Source organism: Nitrospirota bacterium (assembly GCA_016235245.1).
In the GTDB taxonomy this organism is placed as follows: Bacteria; Nitrospirota; Thermodesulfovibrionia; order Thermodesulfovibrionales; family UBA6898; genus UBA6898.
In genome coordinates, this window is the sequence record JACRLO010000001.1 from 16,469 (window position 1) to 32,372 (window position 15,904).

Sequence of the window (15,904 nt, forward strand, 5' to 3'; positions counted from 1 at the left end):
ACCGCAAGTCCGTACTATCACAACATACCACGAAGTCTGATTTATTTGCCTTATTATAGCAAGACTTCTTCTTTTCAAGTCGCCTCCTGCGGGGAATCAGAGCAGCGGAACCACGGTCTGATCGCAGAGGGGTACCATATTTATTTATTCACGAAATTACGGTAAGGTATCATGGTGAAAACAATGGAGACAAGATGATCGAACCGGGGGGGACACTTGCACGGTTTGCATGGCTTTCGATAGCCGCCGCCATCTTAACGATGGCGCTGAAGACTGCCGCATATCTGTTGACCGGCTCAGTAGGACTGCTGTCAGATGCCATGGAATCGCTGGTAAATCTGGCCGGCGCTCTTATGGCTCTTGCCATGCTCACCGTAGCGGCTCGTCCCGCCGATGAAGACCACGCGTACGGCCATAGCAAGGCCGAGTATTTTTCAAGCGGCGTTGAAGGCGCTCTTATCCTGATAGCGGCAATCAGCATTGCCGTTGCTGCCGTGCAGCGCCTAATCACGCCGAAACCCCTTGAACAGATCGGACTGGGGCTCATCGTCTCAGTTGCTGCCTCACTGGTCAACCTGTTCGTTGCACTTATCCTGCTTAAGGCAGCAAAAAGCTATAACTCAATCACCCTGAAGGCCAATGCCCATCACCTGCTGACAGACGTCTGGACCTCAGCCGGTGTTTTGGTCGGCGTTGGTCTGGTGGCCATTACCGGATGGCAGCGCCTGGACCCCATCGTTGCCATTATTGTCGCCGCCAATATTGTCTGGTCAGGTGTCCGCATTGTCCGTGAATCCGTATTCGGGCTGATGGATGCTTCGCTGCCAATCGAAGACCTCGGCATAGTGCAGGGCGTGCTGGACCGGTATTGCGGGGAGGATATCCAGTGCCATGCGCTGCGGACACGGCAGGGCGGTTCACGAAAATTCGTATCCTTTCATGTGCTAGTGCCGGGTGACTGGACCGTCGATAAGGGACACAACCTTCTGGAACAGATGGAGACTGATCTCCGCAGTGCCTTGCCGAATGTGACGGTATTTACGCATCTTGAATCAATACATGACCCTGTCTCCTGGGACGACATACCTCTGGACCGTTCCGAATGTCCCCGTCAGGATAACAATCTCCCGATCCCCTAATCTTTGAGTGCTGTCGCTTGCTATGCAGTCCGGTTCCTTTTTATACTTCAGGCATGACAAATACCTGCGGCATATGCAAATACGGGTATGACACCAAGCCGGCCGGAGAAAAGCCTTCAGCAGGCACGATCTGGTGCGGTAAACGCAAGATTCAGATGGCTAAACACCGTCAGATGGACTGTTTCATGCCTATGCCCGGTATGAAGATCCATCACTGCGTTGACTGCAAGCGGGCCAAGATAACTCTGCCCTCAGGCGGCGCGCTCCAGCTTGGCAATGTCTGGTGCGACAGAAAGAAGACCGAGATACATAAGATGCGCAGTATGGACTGTTTCGAATAAGCCCTGTTGATCCTCTTTCCCTTCCCCTGTTGCAAGCGATAGTTATTTCCTTAAATGAACCGGCACACTTGTGGAGACCACTCCCTTTTTAAAGAGCAGTATCCCCTTGAGAAAAAGCGCTGTCTGGTTGTGCAGAAGGTGGTGCCACCATCTCGTTGGCACAAATTCCGGCAGAACCACCGTGATTACACCCTCAGGGTATTTTTCGCGTATGCTTTCGATGTAGTCTATGATCGGTTCTGTCACAGACCTGTATGGTGAATGCAGGATCTGGAGATTTACTCCCATGCAGAGAGTGTCCCATTTCTCCCTCACCTTCTGTGTCTCAATAGGGTCTATGTACACATACACGGCAGTGACATCATCAGATAAAACCTTGCCATATTTAATGGCGTTAATGACAGCCTGTTGAATTCCGGAGATAGGAATAATAACCGTATGGTGGCTGTAGACATTTTCTGACGTCAGACAGGCGGTCACAGAAAGCTGCTCAGCCACTGCAACATAATGCTCGTGTATCTTCCGGGTCAAATAGACCAGCGCCGGAATTGCCACCAAAACAATCCAGGCCCCGTGCTCGAACTTCTCAACGGCAATGACTAACAGAACGACGCCCGTTGTTACAGTTCCCAGTCCGTTAATTATTATTCCTTTTATCCATCCTGCGCCTTTTTCTCTGAGCCAGTGCATGACCATGCCGGCCTGTGAAAGGGTGAAGGCTGTGAAAACCCCTACAGCATAGAGAGGGATCAGGGCATGGGTGTCGCCGCCAAACAGGACAATGAGCAGGACTGAAAAAGCCCCAAGGATAAGGATACCGTTTGAAAAAACCAGTTTGTCACCACGATTGCTCAGTTGACGGGGCAGGTAACGGTCTGCGGCCATAATTGATGAGAGCCTGGGAAAATCTGCAAAGGATGTGTTTGCGGCAAGTATCAGAATTATTGAGGTCGCAAATTGGATGAAATAATAAATTGCTCCTTTGGTAAATATGGCGCGGCTAAGCTGTGAAAGCACGGTCTCAGACTCGTTTGGGATTATCTTATAATAATCGGCATAGTAAGCAATTCCTGTGGTAAGCACTCCAAGTATCACCGCCATCCAGATAAGCGTTATCCCTGCATTCTTTGCCTCTGGTTCTTTAAACGCCCTGACGCCGTTTGAGACCGCTTCGATACCGGTCAGTGTTGCGCAACCGGACGCAAATGCCTTGAGGATTATAAAAAGTGGAATTATATTTGTTGCTGCTGCAATGTCCGGCATAGGGGGACGAGGGAAGGATAATGCCTTTGTAAAGCTTGCGATTATCAGCAGCAACAGCCCGCCCACAAAAAGATACACCGGAACCGCGAACACCTTTCCCGATTCCTTTACCCCACGAAGGTTAATGACCATGATGAGCAATATCGAAACAAGGCACATCGTGACCGTATATTGCCGTGTCGCTGGAAATGCCGAGGTGATGGCAGCTATACCTGACGAAATACTAACAGCAACGGTCAGAACGTAATCTATGAGAAGTGCTGAACCTGCTACAAGGCCCGGATAGGTGCCAAGGTTCTCTTTGGCCACTATGTATGCTCCTCCGCCGGAGGGATAGGCATGGATAGTCTGGTAGTATGATGTGGCAACGATTGCGATAAGTATCACAATCCCGGTGGCAATAGGCATTGATAGATGCACCATTGCAGAGCCACCCACGACAAGAGCCATGAGGATTTCTTCGGGGCCGTACGCTACTGATGAAAGCGCATCAGAGGAAAATACTGCAAGTCCCGTTGTCTTGCTCAGTCTTTCGTGCTTTTCCTTGATAGTCTCGATCGGACTGCCGATGAGAAAGCTTTTTATGGACATAACCTATCTCCTTTTTTAGCGGGCGAACTAAGAAGAAAATAAAAAACCGCCGGCAAAGCAGCGGTCCGTGTTTCTGCCTGTTGCCCTTCCAAATGCCTGCGAGGTTAGCTGACGGGCTCGGGCCTGGAAGTGCCCTATCCTTGTTCAGGAATACGCCCCAAATTCTGGGTCCCCCGTATCCATGCCCATCGAAGCGATGAGCAATGAATTTCGGCTGCATGTATTAATTGCATGCTAACTCTGCATGCGCATACCTGTCAATGGTAACAACGCTTGTCCTGGAATTTTTTACAACATTTTTACACCGACGGTCAGTTTCTTTACGCCTGTTTTGCTTTCTTTCGTGATAGGCTGAAACCAGTGGAGGTGAAACCATGGATGGTTTATATCTTGTTATCATCATCGTCTTTTTTGCTCTCACCGGTCTGCTGGTGAAACTCTTCGAAAAGGTGTAGGAGACAATATTATGGAAATCTTTTACTGGATAGGCGGTATGGTGGCCTTCGGGCTTCTTGTTTACCTTACTGTTGCGCTTATGAAGCCGGAGATATTCTCATGACAGCAAATGGCATCATACAGATCGGACTATACTTTATTGTTCTTTGGGCCCTTGTGAAACCGCTCGGCAGGTACATGGCAAAGGTGTATCAGGGCGAGTCTTTCTGGGCCAGTCGCATCCTCGGTCCTGTCGAGCGGCTGCTCTATCGCATGTTCGGCATAAGTTCCGAGGATGAGATGCCCTGGAAGACCTATGCAGGAGCAGCGATCGTCTTTAAGATCGGTTGTTTCTTCCTTTTATATTTTATTCTGCGTATACAGGGGATACTGCCGCTGAACCCTCAGGGCTTTGCAGGGGTTTCACCGGACCTTGCCTTTAATACAGCGGTCAGCTTTATTACGAACACCAACTGGCAGTCTTATGGCGGAGAATCTACCATGAGCTACCTGACGCAGATGACAGGCCTGACCGTCCAGAACTTTGTTTCGGCTGCCCAGGGCATGGCGATACTCGTTGCCCTGCTCCGGAGCTTTACGAGAAGAAGCGCCAGGACGATAGGCAATTATTGGGTCGACATGACGCGCTCTATACTTTACATACTGCTGCCGCTAAGCCTTATCATAGCCGTGCTGCTCGTATCGCAGGGAGTGGTGCAGAACTTCAGCCCCTATAAAAATGTGCCGCTTCTTCAGTCCATTATCTATGACAATCCCAAGATGGATGCTGACGGCAAGCCGGTCACAGGCGCAGACGGGAAGCCGGTAACCGAGCCTGCAAAGGCCTCAGAGCAGACACTGCCGCTCGGTCCTGCAGCATCCCAGATAGCGATCAAACAGTTAGGTACCAACGGCGGCGGGTTTTATAATGTCAACTCTGCCCACCCTTTTGAAAACCCGACACCTCTTTCGAATTTTCTGGAGATGCTCGCTATTCTTATAATCCCGTCAGCCCTCTGTTTTACCTTTGGAGAAATGGTCGGGGACAAGAGACAGGGGTGGGCTTTGCTTGCTGTCATGGTGTTGCTGCTTATCCCATTTCTGATGCTGACGTACGCCAGTGAGCAGAGGGGAAATCCTCTGTTGACAGAAGCAGGCGTAGATCAGACAACGGGCACTCTCCAGTCAGGCGGCAACATGGAAGGCAAAGAGGTGCGTTTTGGCATAGCGAATTCAGCGCTCTGGGCCACAGCTACGACTGCCGCGTCAAACGGCTCGGTTAATGCCATGCATGACTCCTTCAGCCCAATCGGCGGAATGATGCCTATGATATTGATCCAGTTGGGCGAGGTTGTTTTTGGGGGTGTGGGCTCAGGGTTGTACGGGATGCTGGCCTTTGCAATGGTAGCAGTCTTTATTTCAGGCCTCATGGTAGGTCGTACTCCGGAATACCTCGGCAAGAAGATCGAGGCCTTTGAAATGAAGATGTCCGCCATTGTGATCCTGATCCCTGCTGCCTCTGTTTTAATCGGGACAGCTGCAGCATCCATAACAGCTGCGGGAGTTGCCGGAGTTTCGAACCCTGGGCCGCATGGATTTTCACAGATTTTGTATGCCTTTTCCTCTGCAGGTAACAACAACGGCAGCGCCTTCGGAGGACTCTCGGCAAATGCGCCGTTTTATAACACATTGTTAGGCATCGCGATGCTTTTCGGGAGGTTTTGGGTTATGGTCCCGATAATTGCAATCGCTGGGTCTCTGGCCTCAAAAAAACATGTGGCCCCGAGCGCAGGCACTCTGCCGACACATACGCCGCTTTTTGTCTTTTTCCTTGCAGGCATAATTATTATCGTTGGTGCTCTGACGTTTCTTCCCGGTCTTGCGCTGGGCCCGATAGCCGAGCACCTGACGCTCTATAAGTAATAAGGAGGGCTGCAATGACGACCCATAATAAGAAACAGCATGCGCTTTTTGAAGCAAAGATCATACAGCGTGCGCTGAAAGATTCACTTCTAAAACTAAATCCGAAAAACCAGTTCCGAAACCCGGTCATGTTTGTGGTCGAGGCGGGAAGCGTCCTGACAACGCTTCTTTTTGTACATGCCCTCTTTGTGCCTGGGCCCGAGTCTCCGTGGTTTATCCTCTCGATCTCCCTATGGCTTTGGGCCACCGTTCTCTTTGCAAATTTTGCCGAGTCTGTAGCAGAAGGCAGGGGCAAGGCCCAGGCAGATGCGCTTAGAGGTTCGCGAAAAGATATTCAGGCGAAGAGGCTTTTAAAGCCCGAAAGGGAGGCGTCAATCGAAACTATCCCGTCTCCTCAGCTGAAAAAAGGCGACCATGTCCTTGCTGAGGCGGGAGACATCATCCCGGGTGACGGTGAGGTTGTGGCGGGTGTGGCTTCAGTAAACGAAAGCGCCATAACCGGAGAGAGCGCTCCGGTCATCAGGGAGAGTGGCGGTGACAGATCAGCTGTTACCGGCGGCACCCAGGTGCTGTCAGACTGGCTCGTGATCAGGATCACCGCAAACCCCGGAGAGACCTTCCTCGACAGGATGATCTCGATGGTCGAAGGAGCAAAGCGACAGAAGACACCGAATGAGATTGCACTTGATATACTGCTTGCCGGCCTTACCATAATTTTTTTGCTTGCAACGGTCACTCTGCTTCCCTTTTCCCTGTTCAGCGTAAAGGCTGCAGGCCAGGGAAGTCCGCCATCGATTACCGTGCTTGTATCGCTGCTCGTCTGTCTTATCCCGACAACCATCGGCGGGCTTCTCTCTGCCATCGGCATTGCAGGTATGGACAGGATGATCCAGGCCAATGTCATTGCCATGTCAGGCCGTGCAGTTGAAGCGGCAGGTGATGTGGACGTGCTCCTCCTTGACAAGACCGGTACTATCACGTTAGGCAACAGGCAGGCAACAGCATTTATCCCTGCATCGGGGGTTGACGGCAAGGCATTAGCAGATGCCGCCCAGTTATCATCGTTAGCAGATGAAACTCCTGAGGGCCGGAGCATTGTCATACTGGCAAAGGAAAAGTTCGGTTTCCGAGAACGTGACATTACTGCCCTCAACGCAACGCTTATCCCTTTTTCAGCGCATACCAGAATGAGCGGTGTAAATCTCGGAGACAGGGAGATTCGGAAGGGTGCAGCAGATGCGATAAAGGAATATGTCAGCCAGCAGGGAGGAACCTTTCCCGCTGACGTCAAGTCAACGGTCGATGAAATAGCCCGCAAGGGCGGCACTCCTCTGGTGGTTGCTGAAGGCAAAAAAGTACTCGGCACTATCCGGCTCAATGACATTGTCAAGGGCGGTATTAAGGAGCGCTTTGCAGAGCTGCGGCGCATGGGTATCAAGACGATCATGATCACGGGTGACAATCCGCTTACCGCTGCTGCCATTGCAGCCGAGGCAGGGGTGGATGACTTTCTGGCACAGGCGACACCAGAGGCCAAACTGAAGCTCATCCGTGAACACCAGGCAGGAGGCAGGCTTGTGGCCATGACCGGTGACGGCACCAATGATGCTCCGGCGCTTGCCCAGGCTGATGTGGCTGTTGCCATGAATACCGGAACCCAGGCAGCAAAAGAGGCGGGCAATATGGTTGATCTGGACTCCAACCCCACAAAACTGATCGAGGTTGTCGAGATCGGCAAGCAGTTGTTGATGACGCGCGGCACGCTCACAACCTTCAGTATTGCCAATGATGTTGCGAAATATTTTGCGATCCTGCCAGCGGCGTTTCTTGCCATATATCCGCAGTTAGGAGCGCTCAACATCATGGGACTTTCGACGCCGCAGAGCGCAATCATGTCTGCAGTCATTTTCAACGCCTTGATCATTATTGCGCTGATCCCGCTGGCTTTGCGCGGTGTTGCCTATCGACCCATGGGGGCCGGTGTAGTGCTGCGCAACAACCTTCTTGTTTATGGCCTTGGAGGTCTGGTCGTCCCGTTTGTCGGTATCAAACTGATTGATATAATCCTCACCTTTTTACATATGGCGTAAGGAGAGATACTATGATGAATATAATACGACCTGCAATAGTTTCCCTGTTTGTCTTTACGGTAATAACAGGAGTGATATATCCCCTTGGAGTGACCGGCATTGCTCAACTGCTCTTCCCCTCCCAGGCCAACGGGAGTATTATCAAGAAGGACGGAAGGGTGATCGGATCTGCTCTTATCGGCCAGCCCTTTGACGACCCAAGCTATTTTTGGGGAAGACTCTCTGCAACCGCGCCGTTTCCCTATAATGCAGCGGCTTCTTCCGGCTCTAACCTGTCGCAGTCCAACCCGGCCCTGCTGGCTAATGCCAAAGGCCGCATAACCTTTCTGAAGGCTGCTGATCCTCAGGCCCCTGCCTCGGTTCCTGCAGACCTGGTTACTGCTTCCGGCAGCGGGCTTGATCCGCATATCAGCCCTGCGGCCGCCGTATATCAGGTGCAGAGGGTGGCAAGACTGCGGGGAATGGATGAGACCACCTTGCGGGCACTTGTTGCTGCAAATACAGAAGCTAGACTGTTCGGAATTATGGGAGAACCCGTGGTGAATGTGCTCAAACTGAATCTTGCGCTCGATGAACTCGGGCAGAAATAATGAGGTGTCAGATGAATAGAAATGCCGAAAAAGCAGGATGGTGCAGAATAATTGCCGTATGTCTTCTTTTGATGTCAGTTGCCATGCCTCTTGCTGCGTTTGCAGTTTCATATCCTGGCCAGCTGTATCACCGCGAGGACAGGCATGACAAGTTTGTGAAAGGAGATGTGGTGTATCTCTTCCATAGCGGCACTGAGGATGTTAAGAAGACCATCCGTATCAATGATACTCTTGCAGTCAGCCGGATAACGCCGTCCTGCGAAGTGGTGCCGATTGGGCTCATCAGGGTGGTCTCTTTTGTCGGGGATACCTATATCAAGGGAGAAGTCTTTGCAGGGGAGATCAGGCCCGATGACATCGCCAAAAAGGACAAAGTATCATGCCTCGTGATCTCGGCAGGAGTATGCAAGTAAGGCTACAGTTGCCCGCTTGCGAAAGAAATGCGACAATACAACAGCAATGGTAGCTGAGCATGGAAGAACGAAGACCTGATCCCGATCTCCTCCTGGCAAAGGTCCAGCAGGAAGAGGAGCGTCGGCGCGAAGGGCAGCTGAAGATATTCTTTGGCGCTGCCCCTGGTGTTGGCAAGACCTATGCCATGCTGAGTGCTGCCCAGCAGAAGCTGGCAGAGGGTGTTGACATTGCAGTTGGTGTTGTCGAGACCCATAAGCGGAAAGAGACTGAAGCACTCCTTGCAGGTCTCGAACTGATCCCCCGCCATCCTGTCGAATACCGTGGTGCAGTGTTGTCGGAATTCGACATTGATACGGCCCTGAAGCGCAAACCTGAGATAATTCTGATGGATGAGCTGGCCCATACCAACGCCCCGGGCTCACGTCACAAAAAGCGTTGGCAGGACGTATACGAACTTCTTGGCGCAGGCATCAATGTATATACCACTATTAATGTGCAACATCTCGAAAGCCTGAATGACGTCGTTGCCCAGATCACAGGTATAAACGTACACGAAACCGTTCCGGATTTTCTGCTCGACAGGGCTGATGAAATCGAGCTTGTTGATCTTCCGCCTGACGATCTGCTGCAGCGGCTGAAAGACGGCAAGGTCTATGTACCGGAGCTTGCGGCCCAGGCACGACAGAACTTTTTCAGGAAGGGCAACCTTCTTGCGTTGAGGGAACTTGCGCTTCGCCGCACTGCCGAACGTGTCGACGAGCAGATGCAGAGCTATCGGGAAGTCAAGGGCGTAAAGGAAGTCTGGCCTGCTGCGGAAAGACTGCTTGTATGCATCGGACCGAACCCCCGGTCGATCAGACTGATTCGTGCTGCAAAACGCATGGCTGCCGGCCTTCGTGCTGAATGGCTCGCTGTCTATGTAGAGGCCCCTCACAAGGTCAGGCCGTCTGAAAGCGACCTGAAACAGCTTGCAGAGCATATGCAATTGGCTGAAAGCCTCGGGGCAGAAACCGTTACGCTCTCCGGGCCTAAGGCCAGCGATGAGATCCTGACCTACGCCCGTTACCGGAATGTCACCAAGATCATCACCGGCAAACCTACGCATCCGCGCTGGAAGGACAAGCTGTTTGGGTCAATGCTCGACGAACTGGTGCGTGGCAGCGGCGATATCGAGGTTTATGTCATATCCGGCGATTCAGGTGAACCGATAAAGGGTGTCACTGCCAAACCGGGACGCGCTAAGCCCAAACCTAAGGAGTGGCTCTTCAGCCTTGGTGTTGTCGGGGCCTGCACAGGCCTGTCTTTTCTTATGGCCCCCTATTTCGAAGTCGTTGACCTTGCCATGGTCTATCTTCTTGGCGTTGTGATCGTAGCAGGGAGGACAGACCGCGGCCCGTCCCTTATTGCAGCACTTTTCAGTGTGGCTGCCTTTGACTTTTTTTTCATTCCGCCGTACTACACCTTTGCGGTGGGTGATGTCCGTTATATCGTGACCTTTGTCGTCATGTTTACGATAGCGTTTATTATAAGCCGGCTGACACACCGGATCAGGGACCAGGCAAATGCCTCCCGGCAGAGGGAAAAGAGGACAGCCGCAATGTACAGCCTCAGCCGCAAGTTCGTACATGAACGCGGCATTGAAAAGCTGAGCGCCATTGCGATCAAACATATCAGCGAGGTATTCTCGAGCCGCGTGATCATACTTGTGCCCGATGAGCGCGGAAAGCTTGTCATCCCCGTAACAGGTCCTGACACGTTTGCGCTTGATGATAAAGAACAGAGTGTGGCCCAATGGACTTTTGATCACCGTCAGAATGCAGGCCTCGGAACAGACACGCTGGCCGGCTCTCGCGCACTGTATGTGCCGCTTGTGGCCGCATCAAAAACAGTAGGGATAATAGGCGTTCTTCCCAATTCGCCACAGAGCTTCTTTGATCAGGAGCAGATTCATGCCCTGGAGAGTTTTGCAAATCAGGCAGCAATGGCTATTGAACGCGCCTTCCTCTCTGAAGAAGCGCAGCAGGCACTTCTGAGGGCAGAGAAAGAGACGCTGCGCAACACCATGCTCAGCTCGGTTTCACATGACATCAGGACGCCGCTTGCAGCGATTACGGGCGCTGCAACTACCCTGCTTCAGCAGGATGCGGTCCTGGACCAGCACAATCGGCAGGAGCTTACACAGACCATTGCTGAAGAAGCGGACCACCTGAACCAGATCATCCGCAATGTGCTGGATATGACACGCCTTGAATCCAGGGCGATAACCATAAAGAAAGAATGGCAGTCCCTGGAGGAGATTGTGGGGGTTGTGCTGAACCGGCTCACCGAAAGGCTGAAAGATCGCCATGTTGCAGTCGCGCTTCCGGGGGACCTGCCGCTGGTCCCCTTTGATCCCCTGCTGATCGAACAGGTCCTAATGAACCTGTTCGACAATGTGCTCAAATATACTCCTTCCGGGACACCGCTTGAGATTTCGGCGTCTGTCGGGGAGTCTGACGTTACAATAGAACTCGCCGACAGAGGCCCGGGGCTGCCTCAGGGAGGCGAAGAACATATCTTTGAAAAGTTCGTGCGCGGCTCGTCCCCTGGCGGCGGCATCGGGCTCGGATTGGCAATCTGTCGGGCAATTGTAGCTGCCCACGGCGGCAGTATATGGGCTGAAAATCGAATCGGTGGCGGTGCAGCGTTCAGGTTCACTCTTCCGTTGGGCGGGGAACAGCCGTTGACGGAAAAGGAATAAGATAAGCCAGATGGCCGAGGATAAGGGATTAATACTTCTGATCGAGGACGAGCCTCAGATGCGCCGTTTTCTCCGGATTACGCTCCAGGGATACGGGTACCGGCTCATTGAGACAGCTTCGGGACAGGAAGGTCTGACGCAGGCAGCAACGCGTAATCCGGATGTTATATTGCTGGACCTCGGTCTGCCTGACATCGACGGGCTGGAGGTCACAAAGAGGCTTCGGGAATGGACCCAGATTCCGATCATTGTTATTTCTGCGCGGGAACAGGAAGAAGATAAGATCAAAGCTCTTGACGCGGGCGCAGACGACTATCTGACCAAGCCCTTTGGCGCAGGCGAACTTTTGGCCAGAATTCGCGTGGCACTCCGTCATACGGCGACGCAACATGGTGAAGAAGAATCAGTTTTTGTTCTCGACAACCTCAAGGTCGATCTTCTGAAGAGGCAGGTCCTGCTCGATGACAGGGAAATACATCTGACACCTATTGAGTACAGGCTCCTTACAACGCTGATAAAGCATGCCGGAAAAGTAATGACCCATAGCCAGCTCATGAAAGAGGTCTGGGGCCCTGCATATGTGGACCAGAGCCATTATCTGCGCATCTATATGGCACAGCTCCGCCATAAGCTGGAGATTGATCCTGCGCGGCCGCGGTTTTTCATCAACGAGCCGGGGATTGGTTACAGGCTAAAGGTAGATTTTGATGAACTAAGCAGATGACTGTGCCGCGTGACTGCTTTCCTTGCCTCGTCTGCAAAAAAGACCAGAAGCATGAACGGTATCAGGATGAGCCATATGTCTGCTCCAAGCGGGGCAGTGGCAAATATTCTGTTGCCCCAGGGATGATAGATGATGAAGGCGCTGAGAAGTATCTCTGCTGCAATGCCCCAGAGGATCATTCTGTTGCTGAAGATACCCCTTTTGAATACGGATTCACTCTGCGTTCTGCACGCAAAGACGGTGCCTATCTGCATAATCACAATCCCTAAAAAGGTGGCTGTAGATGCCTGCCGGGTCAACATGCTGTCTATAGGCAGTGCCATCCCCCAGTGCCAGCCGCCCTGCAGAAGAACCATAAAATATACAAAGAGTACGCCGATTGAACTGATCAGCCCGAGGAATACGTATCCCCTTAAGAGGACATTCAGATCGATAAGGCTTTCCCCCTGAGGCCTCGGCGGATTTTTCATGACATTTGACTCCGGGGGCTCAATGCCAAGTGCCAGTGCCGGAATTGTTTCAGTGCCAAGATCAATTGCAAGAATCTGCATAACGGTGAGCGGAAGGGGAATTTTAAAAAGCGCGAAAAGAATATACGGAACAGCCTCAGGCGTGCCGTGTGCAAAAATGTAGGTAATGAATTTTCTGATATTTTCAAAGACGGTCCTTCCTTCCTCGACGGCAGAAACAATGGTTGCAAAATTGTCATCCAGGAGTATCAGGTCAGCAGCTTCTTTCGCAACATCTGTTCCTGAGATACCCATAGCGATGCCGATATCAGCCTTCTTGAGCGCCGGCGCATCATTGACGCCATCGCCGGTTACAGCAACCCGCTCTCCCTGCTCTTTCAGGATCGAGACAACCCGCATCTTGTGCTTGGGCGTCATACGCGCAAAGATGATCTCCTTTGCCGAGAGCTTTTCCCGCAGCTCATTGTCATTGATCGTGACAAACTCAGCCCCTTCTACTACGACCGGCTCTCCTGTTACCAGACCGATTTCCCGTGCTATTGCGACAGCAGTTCTGCTGCCATCGCCGGTGATCATGATCACCCTGATCCCTGCACCATGACATTTTTTCAAAGCGTCAGGCACTTCGGGACGCGGCGGGTCCTCAAGCCCGATAAGACCGAGGAAGATGAGATCAGATTCAAGAGACTGAGGGTTAGGGACTGGGGGTTGGGGAACAGACCCCTTACCTTCAGCCATTTGCCCTGTGCCCTCCTTATACGCAAACGCAAGAACGCGCAGGCCGCTGTCCATGAGTTGATGGTATGCCTCCATTGCCTGCGTGCGAAACGGCTCGTCCATCTTCTGCTTCGCGCCATTGAGCAGGAAGCTGTTGCATAAAGGAAGCATGCTTTCCATGGCGCCTTTTGTGTACACGTATTCTTTGTCTTTGATCCTGTTCAGTGTGGTCATCCTCTTGCGGTCAGAGTCAAACGGTATCTCCGCGATGCGTTCTGCGTCAACATCGCCGATGCTCTCTCGTGCAAGCCTCAGGAGAGCGGTTTCTGTAGGATCGCCCTTATACGCATTGTCCGCATAACGGGCATTATTACAGAGGAACGCTGCCTGTAGCAGAACGTCTGTAGTCTTTGGCCTATGGTTTTTTGCCTCAATGACCCTGTTATCTGTCCATATCTTTGCTGCAGTCATCCTGTTCTGGGTCAGCGTTCCGGTCTTGTCCGTGCAGATGACCGTAACTGATCCGAGGGTTTCTACAGAAGTCAGGTTTTTTATCAAGGCATTTTTTTTTGCCAACCGCCTGCTTCCCATGACCAGGGCAAGTGTAACTGTTGGAAGCAACCCCTCAGGCACGTTAGCAACAATTAGTCCTATGGTAAAAATAAAGTTTTCCCAGAAAGACCGTCCCATCAAATGACCCATCAGAAAAAGTGTGCCTCCCATTACCGTTGCCATGACTGCGATGAAGCGGGTGACCTTGATGATCTCTTTCTGAAGCGGGCTGAGGCCAGATTCGACGGCGCTGGTGAGATGGGCAATTCTTCCGAACTCTGTGCTCATGCCGGTTGCAAATACCAGTCCCTTGCCTGAGCCACTTGTTACGGTAGTCCCGGCAAAGACAATATTGGGACTATCCAGCAGTTCTCCCTCAAAAGGCTTATGGTCTCTGAGGCTCGCCTCTGACTCGCCCGTTAAGGCGGCGTTATTCACTTTGAGCATGGAGCTTTCGATCAGCCGTGCATCAGCCGGTATTCTGTCTCCTTCGGAAAAAAAGGCAATGTCGCCCGGCACGACCTCCCTGGAATGGACCTGTTTTTCCTTTCCTTCCCGCATGATCCTTACCTGGAAAGGAAGAAGTTTCTTTAGCGCCTCGAGGGCTTTTTCTGCGCGATATTCCTGGATGAAGGTAAAGATGGCATTGATAACGATAACACCGACAATAGCAAAACCGAGCATAGCCATGCCCTCACCCGGATGGAGATAGTCGGAAAGGAACCCCAGGCCGGCACCGACCCATAGCAGGATTGCAAGAAAATGCGTGAACTGGCCGAAAAAGCGCAGGGCGAGATGGCTTTTATGCACCTCCCTGATCTCATTGAAGCCACTTTCAGCGAGGCGCTTTGCTGCCTCAGCCTCTGACAGACCTGCTTCAGAACTGACAAGCTGCCTGAGGGCATCCTCCCGGGAAAGGCTGTTAATCTTCATGCCGTGGTTTCAGGATGATCAGGTCGCAGGGGGTTTCTCTGAGCACTTCTTCAACAGGATTGCCCCTGAGCAGGGAAGTAAACAGACTCCGCTCGCTTGCGCCCATGATTATCAGATCATGTCTTTTTGCGAACGCCTCTATCGTAATATTCCGGGCAGTCTGTCCCGGCCGAAGCTTTCCCTCATGGCCGATATTATGCCGCTTCAGATATTTGATGAACTGAGCAATGTCATGTGATGTGCGCTCTTCCCATTGCAAAGGCGTGAGATGTATTTCACCATGGAAGAACTTTGTCAGGGGCTTTGGCGCATGGAAGACAATGACCTTTGAGCTGAATGCCTGAGCCATCTGTGTGACAAAAGAGGCGCGCTCAGATACGTGATCAATCTTGGCTTTGAGCGGCACCAGGATTTTGCTGGGATGCACCCTGCCCGAATGGACAACCCGAACCAGTGCTACCGAGCAGGGAAGTTTCAGGGAAAGGCTTCGCGCAACGGTTCCTGAATAAAACCTTCTTTTGATGTCTTCCCGCCGCGTTGCTGCAAAAACGATGCTGATATTCTCATGCTGAACGATCTTCCTGATATCTGCAACAGGGTCGCCCATTTCTGCGATGCTCTCTGCCTGGACATTCAGTTCCATGGCCTCATTGAAGAGACGTTTTACCGCATCCTCGGCTGAGCGGCAGTTATGCTGCGACATGCATTTTTCAGCAACAAAACAGATATAAAACTTTGCGTTGCAGGCCTTCGCCAGATGCAGGGCATAGCGCGCAGCAACTTCGGAGTTCAGATGTTCATTGACTGCAGCAAGGATATTCGTATACATGGTTAGCCACAGGATACCACCAAAAGGGCGTCAAGGCAACGGATGGGATATCGATCGATTTGGCTCACACATAATGGCGTCCGAGATAGCGGCGAAGAGGCCGGTACTTCTGATACAATGTTTTTGCTTATTGTCGCAATGAGGGCCAGTCAG

12 protein-coding genes are annotated in these 15,904 nt (G+C 52.0%); 9 read left to right on the forward strand and 3 right to left on the reverse strand.

The features are described from left to right. Nucleotides 1–194 precede the first annotated feature (194 nt). Entirely contained in the window at nt 195–1,139 is a 945-nt protein-coding gene (locus HZB31_00095; GenBank protein MBI5846354.1) for a cation transporter, read from the forward strand. Nucleotides 1,140–1,192: 53 nt separating this feature from the next. Beyond that, nucleotides 1,193–1,480, forward strand: a complete 288-nt coding sequence (locus HZB31_00100) for a hypothetical protein (protein ID MBI5846355.1) — start codon at nt 1,193–1,195, stop codon at nt 1,478–1,480. A 42-nt stretch (nt 1,481–1,522) separates the two neighbouring features. Here HZB31_00100 and HZB31_00105 read toward each other — a convergent pair whose 3' ends face one another. Continuing rightward, nucleotides 1,523–3,334 carry an APC family permease gene (locus HZB31_00105; protein ID MBI5846356.1) on the reverse strand — a complete coding sequence of 604 codons (1,812 nt, stop codon included), beginning with the start codon at nt 3,332–3,334 and terminating at the stop codon, nt 1,523–1,525. Nucleotides 3,335–3,800: 466 nt separating this feature from the next. On the opposite strand from HZB31_00105, the gene kdpF reads away from it, so the two are divergent. The 7 genes from kdpF to HZB31_00140 are packed head-to-tail and all read left to right on the forward strand — an operon-like array spanning nt 3,801 to nt 12,250. Then, nucleotides 3,801–3,893: a K(+)-transporting ATPase subunit F gene (gene kdpF, locus HZB31_00110; GenBank protein MBI5846357.1), complete on the forward strand. Its 93-nt coding sequence runs from the start codon at nt 3,801–3,803 to the stop codon at nt 3,891–3,893. Then, nucleotides 3,890–5,692, forward strand: a complete 1,803-nt coding sequence (gene kdpA, locus HZB31_00115) for a potassium-transporting ATPase subunit KdpA (GenBank protein ID MBI5846358.1) — start codon at nt 3,890–3,892, stop codon at nt 5,690–5,692. Before kdpF ends, kdpA begins: the two co-directional genes overlap by 4 nt. 14 nt (nt 5,693–5,706) lie before the next feature. Then, complete coding sequence (gene kdpB, locus HZB31_00120) at nt 5,707–7,782, forward strand: potassium-transporting ATPase subunit KdpB (GenBank protein MBI5846359.1); 2,076 nt, start codon at nt 5,707–5,709, stop codon at nt 7,780–7,782. Between the two features lie 11 nt (nt 7,783–7,793). Further along, on the forward strand, nt 7,794–8,372 hold the full coding sequence (gene kdpC / locus HZB31_00125; protein MBI5846360.1) for a potassium-transporting ATPase subunit KdpC: 579 nt from the start codon (nt 7,794–7,796) through the stop codon (nt 8,370–8,372). A gap of 11 nt (nt 8,373–8,383) precedes the next feature. Next, nucleotides 8,384–8,785 (forward strand): hypothetical protein, encoded by a 402-nt coding sequence (locus tag HZB31_00130; protein MBI5846361.1) that lies wholly within the window; start codon nt 8,384–8,386, stop codon nt 8,783–8,785. A gap of 59 nt (nt 8,786–8,844) precedes the next feature. After that, complete coding sequence (locus HZB31_00135; GenBank protein MBI5846362.1) at nt 8,845–11,526, forward strand: sensor histidine kinase KdpD; 2,682 nt, start codon at nt 8,845–8,847, stop codon at nt 11,524–11,526. A 10-nt stretch (nt 11,527–11,536) separates the two neighbouring features. Next, a complete protein-coding gene (locus HZB31_00140; protein MBI5846363.1) occupies nt 11,537–12,250 on the forward strand; it encodes a response regulator in 714 nt (237 codons plus the stop codon). On the opposite strand, the gene HZB31_00145 is transcribed toward HZB31_00140, so the two are convergent. Both HZB31_00145 and HZB31_00150 read right to left on the reverse strand, forming a co-directional pair. Beyond that, nucleotides 12,211–14,922: a cation-transporting P-type ATPase gene (locus HZB31_00145; GenBank protein ID MBI5846364.1), complete on the reverse strand. Its 2,712-nt coding sequence runs from the start codon at nt 14,920–14,922 to the stop codon at nt 12,211–12,213. The genes HZB31_00140 and HZB31_00145 overlap by 40 nt on opposite strands. Continuing rightward, nucleotides 14,912–15,751, reverse strand: a complete 840-nt coding sequence (locus HZB31_00150; GenBank protein MBI5846365.1) for a universal stress protein — start codon at nt 15,749–15,751, stop codon at nt 14,912–14,914. Before HZB31_00150 ends, HZB31_00145 begins: the two co-directional genes overlap by 11 nt. Nucleotides 15,752–15,904: the final 153 nt, after the last annotated feature.

Excerpts from the sequence above, each read along its gene's own strand:
- HZB31_00145 (MBI5846364.1), bottom strand. The coding sequence starts at position 14,922 with ATGAAGATTAACAGCCTTTCCCGGGAGGATGCCCTCAGGCAGCTTGTC.
- kdpA (MBI5846358.1), top strand. The coding sequence starts at position 3,890 with ATGACAGCAAATGGCATCATACAGATCGGACTATACTTTATTGTTCTT.
- HZB31_00100 (MBI5846355.1), top strand. The coding sequence starts at position 1,193 with ATGACAAATACCTGCGGCATATGCAAATACGGGTATGACACCAAGCCG.
- HZB31_00140 (MBI5846363.1), top strand. The coding sequence starts at position 11,537 with ATGGCCGAGGATAAGGGATTAATACTTCTGATCGAGGACGAGCCTCAG.
- kdpB (MBI5846359.1), top strand. The coding sequence starts at position 5,707 with ATGACGACCCATAATAAGAAACAGCATGCGCTTTTTGAAGCAAAGATC.
- HZB31_00150 (MBI5846365.1), bottom strand. The coding sequence starts at position 15,751 with ATGTATACGAATATCCTTGCTGCAGTCAATGAACATCTGAACTCCGAA.
- HZB31_00135 (MBI5846362.1), top strand. The coding sequence starts at position 8,845 with ATGGAAGAACGAAGACCTGATCCCGATCTCCTCCTGGCAAAGGTCCAG.
- kdpF (MBI5846357.1), top strand. The coding sequence starts at position 3,801 with ATGGAAATCTTTTACTGGATAGGCGGTATGGTGGCCTTCGGGCTTCTT.
- HZB31_00095 (MBI5846354.1), top strand. The coding sequence starts at position 195 with ATGATCGAACCGGGGGGGACACTTGCACGGTTTGCATGGCTTTCGATA.
- HZB31_00130 (MBI5846361.1), top strand. The coding sequence starts at position 8,384 with ATGAATAGAAATGCCGAAAAAGCAGGATGGTGCAGAATAATTGCCGTA.
- HZB31_00105 (MBI5846356.1), bottom strand. The coding sequence starts at position 3,334 with ATGTCCATAAAAAGCTTTCTCATCGGCAGTCCGATCGAGACTATCAAG.
- kdpC (MBI5846360.1), top strand. The coding sequence starts at position 7,794 with ATGATGAATATAATACGACCTGCAATAGTTTCCCTGTTTGTCTTTACG.